Raw genomic sequence first — 14067 nt, 5'->3', positions numbered from 1 at the left:
AATGAATATAAATGTTAGAACAGTCTTAGTTTGTGCGATGTTATTTTTTATTTTTGGAAATAATAAAGCACAATATATACCTAAAAATAACGCTGAAATCCTAAAAAAAGAAGCCAAAGTTTATGCTGAAAAAACTTATCAACAGCTTTCTGAAGACGAGAAAATAGGGCAGCTTTTTATAGTCGCATTATATACTAATAAAGGGGAATCTTTCATCAATCAAGTCAAGACATTGGTAGATAAGGAAAATATAGGGGGGCTTATACTGATGCAAGATGATACACGTAGGCATATAAGTCTAGTAAACGAACTTCAAGGTAAATCTAAAATACCTTTGATGATAGGTATGGATGCAGAGTGGGGACTTTACCAAAGACTTCCAATCGCACATAAGTTCCCTTGGGCAATGACGCTTGGGGCGGTTCAGGATAATACGCTTATTTATGAAATGGCGGCTAAAATAGCTGAAGATTGTAAAAGAATGGGGATTTATTGGGATTTTGCTCCTGTGGTAGATGTTAATACCAATCCTATCAATCCCATTATAGGTAATCGTTCTTTTGGGTCTAATGTGAAAAAAGTGATAGAGAAAGGGTTGGCTTACAGTTATGGTTTGCAGGATAATGGAGTTTTGGCAAGTATTAAACATTTCCCAGGTCATGGGGATACCGATACCGATTCTCATTTAGATTTACCTGTGGTTAATCATTCATTACACAGACTTAATAAAGTGGAGTTAGCCCCATTTAAAGCACTTATGGATAAAAAAATAGGCGGTGTTATGGTGGCTCATCTCTATGTTCCGTCTTTGGAAAACCAAAAGGGAATTCCTGCTTCTATTTCGCATAATATTGTAACTAATTTGTTGAAAAATAAGTACGGTTATCAAGGGCTTATTATTACCGATGCTCTTAATATGAATGCGGTTGCAAAAAGGTTCAATCCAGGAGAGTTAGATTTAAGAGCTTTTAAAGCTGGTAATGATATTATGCTGTTCTCTCAAGATGTACCTTCTGGTAAAAGGTTAATTAAGAAAGCTTTGCAGTCTGGTGAGATTTCTCAAGATAGACTAAAAGAATCGGTAATGAAAATTCTAGAAGCAAAGTATCTACTAGGTTTACAAGATTTTAAACCTATTGATGCCAATAACATAGAAAGAGATTTAAATAATGATACTCATCAAAAATTAACGGAAAAGTTATACGCCAACGCTTTAACATTGATAAAAGATGAGGCAAAGGCTCTACCTTTAAAATCATCAGAATACTATTATTTACCTTTGGAGGAAGCTCCTTATCAAGACTTTATTAAAGAGCTTCAAAATGAACGAGAAGTGGAGCTTATTACAGAAGATAAACTAAATACTTTACCTCAAAATACTTCAATTATTGTAGGGCTTTATAAGGATAACAGCACAGCATATAAGCCTTATAAAATATCTGCTAAATCTAAGGCAATTTTGGATAGAGTAGCAGCTAAGCATCAGTTGATATTAGTAGTGTTTGGTAGTCCTTACGCTTTGAGAGATATAAATATAAAGAATTATCCAACGGTACTTGTGGCTTATGAAAATAATGAATTGTCTATGAAAGCTACTGCCAAAGGACTTTTAGGTAAAACTAAAATACATGGGCGGCTTCCTGTGGTGGTAAATCAAGATTTAAAAGAAGGAGAGGGAATAGATGTGGAAGCAGTGAATAGCGGGATTGAGTGTAGTATTAAAGTTAAAAACTAATATTAAAAAGCAAATGAAAATAGGTATTTTATGTTATCCTACTTATGGGGGGAGCGGTATTGTGGCTACCGAGTTAGGAATGAGTTTAGCTCAAAAAGGTTATGAGGTACACTTCATTAGTTCTAACCTTCCCGCACGGTTGGATATGACCAACCCTAACATTTTTTTCCATAAAGTAAATGTTGAAACCTATCCATTGTTTAAATATCAGCCGTATGATATTGCATTGTCTTCGGCTATTTATCAGGTAGTTAAACTTTATAAATTAGACCTCATACATGCTCATTATGCTATTCCGTATGCTTATGCAGCCTTTGTGGCAAAGCAGATGCTGAAAGATGAAGGTGTTTTGATTCCTGTAGTTACCACACTACACGGCACCGATATTACTTTGGTGGGGCAACATCCTAGTTATAAGGCAGCGGTTCAGTTTTCTATCAATCATTCAGATGCGGTAACTTCCGTTTCGGAAAGTCTTAAAAAAGATACTTTAAAAGCCTTTACTATTAAAAAAGAAATACAAGTTATTCCAAATTTTATTGATAACGATTTATATAACAGTTTTGTAGGCTGTTGTAGAAGACAGTTTGCAGAAGATGACGAAAAACTACTGATTCATGTTTCTAATTTAAGAAAAGTTAAGAGAATTCCTGATGTGTTAGAGGTATTTAAAAGAGTGCAGGAAAAAGTGCCAAGTAAACTGGTTATTATTGGTGAAGGTCCTGATATGGAGCTGGTTAACGATTTTCTTATGGCTCACCCACACCTTATAGACAAAATAAGGATTTTAGGTAAAACTAATGATTTGTACCAAATTTTAAAATGTACTGATGTGTTTTTGCTTCCTTCTGAGCAGGAGAGTTTTGGTTTGGCAGCGTTGGAAGCAATGGCGGCAGGGAATGCGGTGATTAGTAGTAATGCAGGAGGGATACCAGAGGTAAATATACAAGGAGAAACAGGCTTTTTGACGGAAGTGGGCGATGTGGAAACTATGGCTAAAAAGACCATCAATCTCTTGCAAGACGATGCTTTGCTTCAAAAAATGAAAGAAAAAGCAAAAGAAGTAGCCCTGCGTTTTGATTTAAAAAATATTCTTCCACAATACGAGCAAATGTATCGTGAAACAATAGAATCTTTTAAAAGCTAACTTTACTCTTTGTATGACTGAGCAACTACTGCAATATCTTTGGAATTTTAAAATCTTTAAAACTTTTGATTTTAAGGATACTAAAGGTAATAAGGTAGAGGTCTTAGATTTTGGTCAGTGGAATTCTGATGAAGGAGCCGATTTTTTGTTTGCTAAAATTAAATATCAAAATATTGTTTTAGCAGGGAGTATAGAATTGCATTTGAAATCTTCGGATTATCAACAGCATCAACATCATTTGAATAGACAATACGATAATATTATTTTGCATGTGGTCTACACTCATGATAAAGATGTGGAAGAGCTAGTTGGGAAAAATATCCCAACATTAGAGCTTAAAGATTATTTGGAAATTTCTACACTAGAGAAATATCAGCAGTTAAAGGCTCAAAATGAGTTTATTCCGTGTGAGAAGTTGATAGAGGTTTCTAAAATTCCGTTTCAGTTTTCAGAGGAAATTTTACTCAAAAAACTTGACCAAAAGTCTTTGGAAATAGAAACAGAACTCGTTAAAACTAAAAATAATTACGAAGAAGTTTTATTTCAAAATTTGGCGTATGCTTTTGGACTTAAAGTCAACGCTTCCATTTTCAAACAAATGGCGGAAAGTGTAGGTTTTGCTATTGTAAATAAAATAAGGCACCATCAAAATCAATTAGAAGCTTTATTTTTCGGGTTGAGTGGCTGGCTAGAAAAGCCTTCCGATACGGAAACCGAGATGTGGAAAAGAGAGTTTGATTTTTTGAAAGCCAAATATCAACTGAATGATACTTTTGTGACTCCTAAATTTTTAAGATTAAGACCTGCAAATTTTCCTACAATAAGGCTGTCTCAGTTGGCACATCTTTACCATTTGCATCAAAATTTATTTTCAAAAATAATTAAAGCGTCTTGCCTTGAGGAGCTTTATGAATTGTTTACACCAATTAAAGCATCGGAGTATTGGGATAATCATTATAATTTCGGAAAACCAACGGATAAAAAATCAGTTAAAAAACTGACGAAGAGTTTCATAGATTTAGTTATTCTTAATGCGGTTCTCCCTTTAAAATATACTTATCATAAACATTCGGAGGAAGAAATTTCCGAAACTATTTTAGGTTTTTACCAAAATATTAAACCAGAAAAAAATAGTATCATAGAACAGTGGGAAGCTTTAAAAGTTCCTATTAAGACAGCGGTGGACAGCCAAGCTTATTTATTTCAGTATAAAAACTTTTGTAGTCAGAAAAAATGTCTAACTTGCGACATTGGATATCAACTTTTAAAAAGATAGAGGTTTTATGTTTGAAAATTTAAGACACAGATTTGAGCGTGAATGGTTTGGTGTACTTACCAGAATGGGTTCTAGACTAGGGATTCCTGTATCAAAATTAAGAGTCTTCTTTATTTATTCTACATTTGCAACGGCAGGAGTATTTTTCCTTCTTTATTTGGGGCTGGCATTTCTTCTTTGGATAAAAGATATTTTCATTGTGAGAAGACCTAGCGTATTTGATTTATGATGGAGATACAAATAAAGCCTGTGGATAGTAATAATATTACTAAATTACAGGAAATCTGTCAATCTTATATAAATACTTTTCCAAAAGACGAACGCAGAGATGAAGCGGGTTTTCGGGCTTTAGCTAGAAAAGAATTTTTTCCTATAAGAGAAATTATAAGGGGAGAAGATAGTGTAGGTTATATTATAGTGTGGGATTTATCTTTATGTTTGTTTGTAGAACATTTTGAGATATATACTTCTTTTAGAAATCAAAATTTAGGCTCTCAAGTATTGAATTATTTAAAAAATAAATTTCCATTGGTAATCTTGGAATCAGAGCCTGATAGCTTAGGAGAATTGGCTTCTAGAAGATTGAATTTTTACCAGCGTAACGGATTTGTAATTTTGGATAAAAGTTATATTCAACCAGCTTATTCAAAGGATAAAATACCTGTAAATATGTATTTGCTAGGAACAAATATGTCCGATGATTTGTGTTTCGTTACTGAAGAAATAAAGAGTAAGGTTTATAATAGTTAATAGATCAAAAAGAATAGATTTTTTTATTATAGAAAACCCGTTGTGCATTATGAAATGAAAAAAACAAGAGTTGTTTATTAGACTGAAAATCAGTATATTGTTTTTGCTATAAAACGATATAAATGAACAACTTAGAGCAAATATATGAAAGAATTTTGGAAGTTTTAGGACTTTTTTCAGAAAATCAACTGATTAGTTATCAGAGAAGAACACCTAAAATGAGCGATTTAGAAGTCATAAGTCTTAATATTACTGCTGAATACTTGAGTATTGATAGCGAATTACAGTTATTTAGAAAATTGCCAAACTCTCTGATAAACAAAATTGAAAGAAGTGTTTACAATAAGCGAAAACGAAGACTATCCCTACAAACAGAGCAAATTAGACAGCGTATTTCGATGGAGTTCAATGAGTTTGAAGATATTTTTATCGTTGATAGCATGCCAATGAAAGTTTGTGAAAACGCTCGTTCTACTCGTTCAAAAATTTGTAAAGAGCAATCCTATTCTTCACCAACATATGGTTATTGTGCTTCACAGAAATTATATTTCTATGGCTATAAACTACACGCAGTATGTTCTTTAAATGGTGTGATTAAGAATTTTGATATAAGCCCTGCATCCGTTCACGACATCCACTATTTAAAAGATATTGGTGAGCAAATGCGAAACTGTACTTTAATTGGAGATAGAGGCTATTTATCAGCAAAAGTTCAAATAGATTTATTTAACTATGCTAATATTAAATTAGATACACCAATGAGAAGTAATCAGAAAGATTATATTCCTCAATTTTCATTGTACAAGAAAAAGCGAAAACGAATTGAGACATTTTTCTCTCAACTTTGCGACCAATTTATGATTAAAAGAAACAATGCTAAAACTTTTGAAGGCTTTAAAACAAGGATAATCAGTAAAATAACCGCCGCAACGGTTATTCAATATATCAATAAATTTATCTTCCAAAGAAAATTAAATCATCTAAAAATCAGTATTATTTAAAATGCACAACGAGTTATAGAAAATTTAATTTATGGATGTAGGTCAAGGTGAGAATCCGTTAATTTCTGTAATTGTACCTGTTTACAATGCGGAAAATTATGTAGAGGAATGTTTACAATCCATCTCTAATCAAACTTATAGAAATATTGAAATTATAGTGATAAACGATGGCTCTACGGATAATAGTGGAGTTATTTGTGATAGATACGCTATGACGGATAGTAGAGTTAGGGTAATACATAAATCTAATGGAGGTCTGTCAAACACTCGCAATGTAGGGATAGAAAATGCTAAAGGGATTTATTTTTCGTTTATAGATAGTGATGATATTATACATCCGCAGTTTTTGGAAATACTTTATAATCTTATCCAAAAAACTAAATCTAGTGTTAGCTGTTGTAAATATTATATGTTTTCAGATTATGCAGAAATATCAGGAGTATTTAATGCTACTAAACTTCTAAAAGAAGAAACTTCTTTTGAAGTGTTTACGAGAGATGAATTCTTTGCTACACTTTATAACAAGGTATACCATGTCAATAATGTAATTACTTGCAATAAACTATATTCCCATAGTTTATTCAAAGAGTTGAGATTTAGAGAAAAAATGGTACATGAAGATGAGTTTTTGTTTAATGATTTATATGGAAACCGTGGTTTAGAGTTTAATGTTGTTTATACTCATGATGAGCCATTGTATTTTTATCGAAGGGTTAACAATAGTATAACCAATACGAAAATGAACTTAGAAAAGATGTTGTCACTGATGCAACTATATAAAGAGAGAGAAGTTTTATTCTATTATAGAGGAGATAGTGAAATGTATGTTATCTTGCAGCGAAGAGCTATTGGGATTATAAAAAAAATGTTACAAGAGGACAGTGCTAGAAGTCTTGTTCAAAATTTAACAATAAATGATTATAAACAAATTCTCACAGCACCATTTCTTAAAGTCATTGAAAGGGTAAAGTTAGTCGTATTGATTTTTTATAAAGCATTGCTAAATAAATGATTGATGATAAATCTTACATAAATGATTTGTTAGCATTTGTAATATAAATAAAAAAATGTATATTTGGGGGACCTAAGGAAAAGGGAGGAAATTTTCCTTTGAGTAATATTTTTTTTCATCATTTGTGTTTTTAAGAGAGTCATGCTATTATAGTATGACTCTTTTTAATTAGTGATAGAAAGTCGTTCGTATTTGATTAAAAGTTCAATAAAGTAAGAGTAAGTAATTCTGCCTTCTTGCTGATTAGACTTTAGAAATAGATGATTGGTTAGTCCAAAAAAATCAGAAATGAGTCCTGTATGTTTATTTATAAAGTCTTTCTCATAAGCTCGGTCTCGTTTCATTCCGTCAGAATATTCACTAAGGATTTTTTCAACGAATTGAGGTTCCGTATCCACTAATGAATTAAGTAAACTTTTGAGAGTAAAATATTGAGTGCTATATTTTAGGTCAATATTATCACTGTTAATTCCTATGAGATAACCTATAAAATTAGCTTCTTGCTCCCTTGCGTAACCTAGCTGGTGGGCACTTTCGTGGGCTAGAGTGAATGGTAAATAAGTGTCAGGAAGATTAGGGTTATATTGAGCTTCGGCAGAAAAAGGATTGTAATATCCTAAAATGCCTGTATCATTATTCATTATAAAGGAAAAAATACTAGGTTTGAAGTTGGAGATGTCAGTTGTTTGTTTAGAGTTTAAACCTAAAGGAAGTTGCTTCTGTTGGTTAAGAATTTCAGAGGTTATAATACTTAAATTTTTTATCTTAAAAATACCGTTAGAATCTTCGGTGACTTGTGCTCTACTTTCTTTGCATAAGTTGAGGTATTTAATAGCGAGAGTTTTAGCCTCGATGATACTAGATTCTTCTTTAGGTAGAAGATTTATTATTGGTGGTTGAAAATAAGTCATTCCCCAAAAACATTGATAAGTGAAATAGAATATATTAATTCCCGCTAATAGCTTTAGTAATGATTGTTTTTTCTTTTTAAATATTGAAACTAAGTTATAAATGAGATCTACAAATAAAACAATGTACAATATATCTCCAATAGAAAACGGAAACAAAGATGAAAGATACTGATGTACTTCTTTTTTTAGTTCAAAAAGAGAGTTGAAGAATTTAACGGCTAAAGAAATTTTGGATAGAATATAGAATAAAACAAATTGGGCAAACAAAACGCCTGCCCAAAATCTTTTCTTTTTATGTAAACTACTAATGTGCACTATTAGAGTTCTCAGATAAGATAACGCCTTTCTTTTTAAGAATTTTAGGAGTAATAAAACCATAAAATGCTAAATAACTGAAGCATATTACAGGAATGATGTATGAGAAGTGCGTATAAGTCATTCCTAAAATTCCGTTTGGAGAAGTAAGGTCGTGGTCGCAAACCCACCCTTGTATTAGAGGGATAACACCTCCTCCTAGAATCATCATTACCAAGAACGAAGAGGCTTTACCTGTATTTTTACCAAGTCCTGCGATTGCTAAATCAAAAATAGAAGGCCACATAATAGAGCAAAATAAACCACCTGAAATAAAGAAATATTTGGCGATTTCTTTATCTGGGTAAAATAAACCTAAAACCATCATTACTGCACCTGCTACACCAAAAATCATTAGTGTTTTTCCTGCATTTTTACCACCTAGGAAACTCATAACGATAAAAATAAAAATCCAAATAGGGTAGATGTAAAATGCAGAAATATCCTTTCCACTTAGATGGTTAGCTCCTAAAATAATTCCGAATGCTACGAATGGCACAATAAACTTTAAAGCTAAATTAGTAGAAGATGAGGTGTTGAAAACATTGATGCCTCCATTCCATCTTCCAATCATCAAGCTACCCCAATAAAGCGATACGAAAGGAGCAATATCATGCTCTAAAACTTTACCAAATTCTGCTGTGTGTAGCAAAGCAGGTAAATTACTAATAATAGAAACCTCAACACCTACATAAATGAAAATGGCAAGCATCCCCAACAATAGTTGAGGATAATTAAATATATTGAAAGAGGAATCTTTATCTGTATTATCTACTTCATCTGAAGCAATGTCTTTAGCAGGATCTTCTATTTTAGAAAATAGCATAAATACTGCTACTAGTATAAAAGCAATACCAAGTATGATAAACGGTAATTTAACATCGTTGAGGTTTAGACTAGTGTCTCCATTACCTCCCGTGCCGAAAAGGGCTAATCCTAATAAAATAGGACCAATGGTAGTTCCCAAAGAGTTGATGCCTCCTGCTAAGGTTAGCCTGTGGGCTCCAGTTTCGGGGCTTCCCATTTTAATAGCGAGAGGATTGGCTACAATCTGCTGCACAGAAAATCCTAATCCTACAATAAACAAAGCAGTTAAAAAGAACCCAAAACTACGATTAGTGGCTGCTGGTACAAATAAAAAGGCACCAATAGCAGAGATTACTAATCCGAAGGCTAAGGTCTTCTTGTAACCAAATTTTTGCAGAATATCACTAAACAACGATATAATGAAAAATATAACTGAACCAATGAAATACGCTGCATAGAATGCCCACGCGACTAGTTGAGATTGTACCTGAGAAAGAGTAAAACTCTTTTTAAAAACAGGAATAAGAATATCATTACTTGCGGCTACAAACCCCCAAAAGAAGAATACAATAATTAGGGATATAAACTGAGACCATTTGGTTTGTGCTGTATTTTGTTCCATTTGATAAATGTTAAGAGAGCAAAGATAATTATTATTATCTTACAATGTATTTTCTTCTAGTGTGTTTTTGATAAGCTGATGTGCCTTTGTTTTAAGTTCATCTATATTGTAGGCTTCAGGAGTGTCAATAATCTTATTTAAAAATACCTTCACTTTACCTGGGTAACCTTTAGAATTATTAAAAGGAAACATTTCTTTTAATCCAATAAAAGTAAATATAGCTAGCGGCATATCATGTTCCACCGCTAGAGAGAATGCTCCATTCTTAAAATTGTCTAGAATAATGTTTGTATCATCAGGAACACCACCTTCAGGGAAAATTACCATATTTTGTCCACCTCTCATTCTTTCGGCAGATTTTGTGTACACTTCAGCTCTGCTTTTTGGATCTTTTCTATCCACCATTACAACTACTCTTTTGTAAATAGTTCCGAAGATGGGGATTTTTACCAACTCTTTTTTTCCTACAAAACAAATAGGATGATTAGGTAACAAAATAACCATCAGCATAACATCAATCACAGAAGTATGGTTGGCAATTACGATGTATTGTGTTTTGGGATTAAGATTTTTTGAAGTTTTCTTAATTAACTCGTATCTAAAGCCCATACCATAGAATACACCTAACGCCCAAAGCCTAATAAAAAAATAACAAATTTTGTAGTGCCCCTTTCTAAATGAAAAAAGATAAACCCAAGGTCCTAGCGCTAACACTAGAACAATGTTTAGTATCACAAACCATAAACGCCATAGATAAACCAATACCACCATAATTTTGAAAATTTTATCCGTTGAACACCACTCGTTTTTTTACACTATAGTTGAGTATAGATACTAGAGCGATAGCTGATACTTTGCTGAGTATTTCTCGGCTGAAAGTGAAAAACCATATTTTAAGATAACTTTCAAAAACCCACCAAAAGAAAACTTGGAAGAATATAAGACTCAAAAAAGTAGAAAAAACAGAGACCCCCATAAAGTAAGCAAATTCTCTCTTTTTAGAATGTTTTCCCCTCTGAAATACAAACCATATACTCAAGAAATAGTTGGTAATAATACCACTACTGGTAGATAAAATATTACTCAACGGGTAATGTACTCCCATCAAATCTACCTCCATAGGAAGCCATTGAGGAATAAAGATACTAAACAATTTAAAAGAACCTATCTCTACTATAGCACTCAAACCACCTGCTATAATAAAGAATAGAATTTGTTTTTGTTTCAGTAGATGCTGTTTCATAAAGTGGCAAATTTAACTTTAATAATTTAAAGATGTAAAATATCCAGTGGAGTTTTTTTATAAAATGTAACAAAATATAGATGCTTTGCGACTTATTGTGTTATTAAAATAAAAACTATGAAAAAACAATTAATTCTGTTGTCTTTGGTGAGTTCATTGTGTGTGATGGCACAAGAAAAAGGTGGCTCAAAAGAGAAAAGGATAGAAGAAGTTACCATCACCAAAACCAAAAAGGCGGTAGAACAAAAAGCAGATAGAACGATTTTTGACTTTTCGGAACAGCCTCAACTTAATTCAGGGACAGCTTTAGATGGGATAAAAAAACTGCCAGGGCTTGTGTCATCTGATGTGGCAGGTATGCTTTATCAAGGTAAGATGTTAGATGTATTTATGGACGGCAGACCGCTGAATATTTCCAGTAACGAACTGAATGCCTTTCTAGAAGGTATGCCAGCTAATTCTATAGACCGTATAGAGATTATCACACAACCAGGGGCAGAATTTCCTGCAACTTCTGGAGGAGCAATCCTTAATATTATCACTTCCAAAACGGCTAAAAATTACCTTACAGCTACTTATTCTGGCAATTACTCTTTTACCAATGAAGAAAAAGTACGCAGCCGAACTAATAACTCCGTTTTACTTAACGCTAAAAATAAATGGTTTGGTTGGCAGCTTAATGTGGGGCAAAATTACAGAGAATCTCTACTTAGAGGGAATACCGATAATATTACCTCTGTATTTACCGACCGATGGGGGCGTGGTTCTTTTATTAAAGCGGCAATGACTCTGGATATTGGTCAAGACAGATTATTGTTAAACTACGACCTTAACCATAATAACAATGATGCTAGAACAAATAGTAGTGGTATTATTTTAGGAGTGCCTTACGAAAGATTAGACGAAACCAATTCATTGGGAGATAGACACGAGTTTATCGCCACTTATCAGAAGAAATTCGATGATAAAAATAAAAAATTAGATTTTAAATTTTCATTCAATAAGAATGATAACAAATTCCAGCAGGAAAATCAAATATTTAACGGCGTTGGAAGAAGTGAATTGACATTAGACAATCTATCAGATGCCAGAATTTCTACTTTTAAGGTAGATTACTCTCAACCGATAAATATTTTAGATGAAGGTAAAATCAGTTTTGGTGGGTTATACGAGAAGCTGAATTTTAATACCCAATCTGGAGGTATTACTAATCTAGATTATCAAAGGCAAACCGCCTCGTCTTATGTAGAGTTACAAGCCACTTTAGGGAAATTTGATTTCATAGCAGGAACTCGTGCCGAAGATTACGATATTTCAGGAGAGGCTTACAATGTAACTACAAAGTCTAATAAACAACTAATCCCATTTAATCAGTTTAGGTTTTTCCCCAATGCAAGTGTGCAGTACAACTTTGGTAAGCAGGTTTATTTTGCTTTAAATTATAACAAAAAAATTACGCTACCTAGCATTTCTGCCCTTAACCCTAACAACAATACCTTTGCTAACGGAAACCTTTGGACGACGGGTAATCCCGAACTCCAACCGACGATTTTTGACAACTATGAGGCTAAACTTTCTGCGTTTGACTATGCCTTTATCGGCTATAATGTAAGCGTGGCTAAAAATCAGCTCATTCAGATGATTATTCGTCAGGGAGATGCGGTTGTTCATCGTCAGGATAATTTACCACAATTTAGAATCCACAACTTTAATGTAGGGCTTCCGTTGCCGTTTATGCTATTCCATAAACCGTTAAGCGAGGTAATGAAGATGAATTTTAACCCAGACAAAATCAACTTTATGTACCTCTATGCGGGCTACCAAAAACACGAAATTTCAGAAGTGAAAACCAAGGGATTTTGGATTTTGAACCTAATGTCGCAGTTTATACTTCCAAAAGATATCAAGCTAGTAGCTAATTTTGGATACCTTACACCGAACGGAAACTACTACTATTTTGTAGCCGATAAACCGTTTATGAACACGCTAGACCTTACACTTTCCAAGAAGTTTATGCACGACCGTTTGAGTGTTTCGGTATTTGCTAATGATATTTTAAACGGACAAAGAATGCAGGTGCGTTCTATGGCACAAACGCCCAATGTAGTACTCTTTAATAAGTGGGATAGCCGTAGCTTCGGACTTTCTATAAACTACAAAATCCCAACTAAAAACCGCCTAGCAAAAGAAACCCCTAACCTTTTGAATAAGGATAAAAAAGAAGATACAGGGCTTATCCAAGGTCTTTAAAAACTAAGATTATGGATACTTTTAAAGGAAAAAAGGAGCATTTTTTGCTCCTTTTAATATTTATTATTTATATCTTAGCGAATTAAATTGTTTTTTATGATAGCAATTGTAGATGGAGGTTCCACGAAGTGTGATTGGGTAATTCTTAACCCTAACGGAAGTTTCAAACTTAAAACAGAAACCATTGGTTTTAATCCTAATATCATTCAGATTGATTTAATTCCAAAAGAAATCGTTAAAAATCAGGATTTAAACCAGCTTCAGACTAGCGTTACTCAAGTGTTCTTTTATGGCTCGGGGTGTGGCATCGCAGAGAATAAGGCGGTGGTAGAGCAGCAGCTAAAAAAGGTATTTACCAATGCAAAAATAGTAGTGAGCGAAGACCTTACAGCAGCAGCCTATGCCGCTTATAGAGGCGTACCTGCCATTGTTTGTATTTTGGGTACAGGCTCCAACTCTTGCTATTTTGATGGGACAAATGTGAGAAGCGATTTGCCCTCCTTAGGGTTTTTAATCGGTGATGAGGGGAGTGGCAGTGCTTTAGGGAAGCACCTTTTAAGACGATTTTTTATGAAGAAGCTCCCTGCCGATTTGCATCAGGATTTTGTAGATACCTATAACCTAAGTATAGAAGAGGCGATTAAAAATATGTATCATAATCCTAGGGCTAATGCGTATTTAGCTAGTTTTAATCAGTTCATTGCTGAAAGAAAACAGCACCCTTATTTGCAAAATTTAGTCTTTGACGAAATGAAAAACTTCTTAGACTATCATGTGTTGCCTTACAAGGAAGCCAAAGAGGCAGAAATTAATTTTATAGGCTCCATAGCTTATGTTTATGAAGACTCTTTGAAGGCAGCAGCGGCAGAACTCAATCTTAGGGTAGGGACTATCGTGCAAAGACCCATAGAAAGTTTGGTAAATTATCACAAAAAATACATACTAGAAATTTAAACTTA

The 14067-nt window shown here is 33.4% G+C and carries 13 protein-coding genes; 9 read left to right on the top strand and 4 right to left on the bottom strand.

All coding sequences use genetic code 11. From position 1 onward, the window contains the following. The first annotated feature begins 37 nt into the window (after positions 1–37). The 7 genes from VIX88_RS04050 (at position 38) to VIX88_RS04020 (ending at position 6921) form a co-directional block, all read left to right on the top strand. Positions 38–1735: a glycoside hydrolase family 3 protein gene (locus VIX88_RS04050; protein WP_064971274.1), complete on the top strand. Its 1698-nt coding sequence runs from the start codon at positions 38–40 to the stop codon at positions 1733–1735. Positions 1736–1748: 13 nt separating this feature from the next. Then, a complete protein-coding gene (gene bshA / locus VIX88_RS04045) occupies positions 1749–2882 on the top strand; it encodes an N-acetyl-alpha-D-glucosaminyl L-malate synthase BshA (RefSeq protein WP_064971273.1) in 1134 nt (377 codons plus the stop codon). A 13-nt stretch (positions 2883–2895) separates the two neighbouring features. After that, positions 2896–4158, top strand: coding sequence for a DUF2851 family protein (locus VIX88_RS04040; protein ID WP_109475437.1), 1263 nt, complete (start codon positions 2896–2898; stop codon positions 4156–4158). 7 nt (positions 4159–4165) lie between these two features. Next, positions 4166–4387, top strand: a complete 222-nt coding sequence (locus tag VIX88_RS04035; protein WP_064971271.1) for a PspC family transcriptional regulator — start codon at positions 4166–4168, stop codon at positions 4385–4387. Between the two features lie 20 nt (positions 4388–4407). Continuing rightward, the gene (locus VIX88_RS04030; RefSeq protein WP_237190407.1) at positions 4408–4908 is read left to right on the top strand and encodes a GNAT family N-acetyltransferase; all 501 of its coding nucleotides are present in this window, start codon (positions 4408–4410) and stop codon (positions 4906–4908) included. Between the two features lie 122 nt (positions 4909–5030). After that, on the top strand, positions 5031–5909 hold the full coding sequence (locus VIX88_RS04025) for an IS982-like element ISRa1 family transposase (protein WP_010891297.1): 879 nt from the start codon (positions 5031–5033) through the stop codon (positions 5907–5909). 31 nt (positions 5910–5940) lie between these two features. Then, positions 5941–6921: a glycosyltransferase family 2 protein gene (locus tag VIX88_RS04020; RefSeq protein WP_064970833.1), complete on the top strand. Its 981-nt coding sequence runs from the start codon at positions 5941–5943 to the stop codon at positions 6919–6921. Between the two features lie 164 nt (positions 6922–7085). Here the strand turns inward: VIX88_RS04020 and VIX88_RS04015 are convergent, their stop codons facing one another. From VIX88_RS04015 to VIX88_RS04000, 4 genes are read right to left on the bottom strand one after another with little or no spacing between them, the layout of a single operon-like run. Beyond that, positions 7086–8147 (bottom strand): DUF3810 domain-containing protein, encoded by a 1062-nt coding sequence (locus tag VIX88_RS04015; protein ID WP_064970845.1) that lies wholly within the window; start codon positions 8145–8147, stop codon positions 7086–7088. Continuing rightward, positions 8137–9615, bottom strand: coding sequence for an MFS transporter (locus VIX88_RS04010; RefSeq protein WP_064970835.1), 1479 nt, complete (start codon positions 9613–9615; stop codon positions 8137–8139). Before VIX88_RS04010 ends, VIX88_RS04015 begins: the two co-directional genes overlap by 11 nt. Positions 9616–9654: 39 nt before the next feature. Next, positions 9655–10386, bottom strand: coding sequence for a lysophospholipid acyltransferase family protein (locus VIX88_RS04005; RefSeq protein WP_064970837.1), 732 nt, complete (start codon positions 10384–10386; stop codon positions 9655–9657). A gap of 13 nt (positions 10387–10399) precedes the next feature. Beyond that, positions 10400–10858 carry a GtrA family protein gene (locus VIX88_RS04000; protein WP_013447108.1) on the bottom strand — a complete coding sequence of 153 codons (459 nt, stop codon included), beginning with the start codon at positions 10856–10858 and terminating at the stop codon, positions 10400–10402. 117 nt (positions 10859–10975) lie between these two features. Between VIX88_RS04000 and VIX88_RS03995 the strand changes: the two genes are divergently transcribed. Both VIX88_RS03995 and VIX88_RS03990 read left to right on the top strand, forming a co-directional pair. Then, entirely contained in the window at positions 10976–13108 is a 2133-nt protein-coding gene (locus tag VIX88_RS03995; RefSeq protein ID WP_064970839.1) for an outer membrane beta-barrel family protein, read from the top strand. A 96-nt stretch (positions 13109–13204) separates the two neighbouring features. After that, complete coding sequence (locus VIX88_RS03990; protein WP_064970841.1) at positions 13205–14062, top strand: BadF/BadG/BcrA/BcrD ATPase family protein; 858 nt, start codon at positions 13205–13207, stop codon at positions 14060–14062. Positions 14063–14067 lie beyond the last annotated feature (5 nt).

It is taken from the genome of Riemerella anatipestifer, assembly GCF_035666175.1.
GTDB classification, from domain to species: domain Bacteria; phylum Bacteroidota; class Bacteroidia; order Flavobacteriales; family Weeksellaceae; genus Riemerella; species Riemerella anatipestifer_D.
The sequence above is the reverse complement of the archived record's forward strand: the minus strand, read 5'-3'. Positions and strand labels throughout refer to the sequence as shown.

Bases quoted from the DNA above. Each gene is read 5' to 3' on its own strand.
- VIX88_RS04050 (WP_064971274.1), top strand. From the start codon at position 38: ATGTTATTTTTTATTTTTGGAAATAATAAAGCACAATATATACCTAAA.
- bshA (WP_064971273.1), top strand. From the start codon at position 1,749: ATGAAAATAGGTATTTTATGTTATCCTACTTATGGGGGGAGCGGTATT.
- VIX88_RS04040 (WP_109475437.1), top strand. From the start codon at position 2,896: ATGACTGAGCAACTACTGCAATATCTTTGGAATTTTAAAATCTTTAAA.
- VIX88_RS04035 (WP_064971271.1), top strand. From the start codon at position 4,166: ATGTTTGAAAATTTAAGACACAGATTTGAGCGTGAATGGTTTGGTGTA.
- VIX88_RS04025 (WP_010891297.1), top strand. From the start codon at position 5,031: ATGAACAACTTAGAGCAAATATATGAAAGAATTTTGGAAGTTTTAGGA.
- VIX88_RS04020 (WP_064970833.1), top strand. From the start codon at position 5,941: ATGGATGTAGGTCAAGGTGAGAATCCGTTAATTTCTGTAATTGTACCT.
- VIX88_RS04010 (WP_064970835.1), bottom strand. From the start codon at position 9,615: ATGGAACAAAATACAGCACAAACCAAATGGTCTCAGTTTATATCCCTA.
- VIX88_RS04005 (WP_064970837.1), bottom strand. From the start codon at position 10,386: ATGGTGGTATTGGTTTATCTATGGCGTTTATGGTTTGTGATACTAAAC.
- VIX88_RS04000 (WP_013447108.1), bottom strand. From the start codon at position 10,858: ATGAAACAGCATCTACTGAAACAAAAACAAATTCTATTCTTTATTATA.
- VIX88_RS03995 (WP_064970839.1), top strand. From the start codon at position 10,976: ATGAAAAAACAATTAATTCTGTTGTCTTTGGTGAGTTCATTGTGTGTG.
- VIX88_RS03990 (WP_064970841.1), top strand. From the start codon at position 13,205: ATGATAGCAATTGTAGATGGAGGTTCCACGAAGTGTGATTGGGTAATT.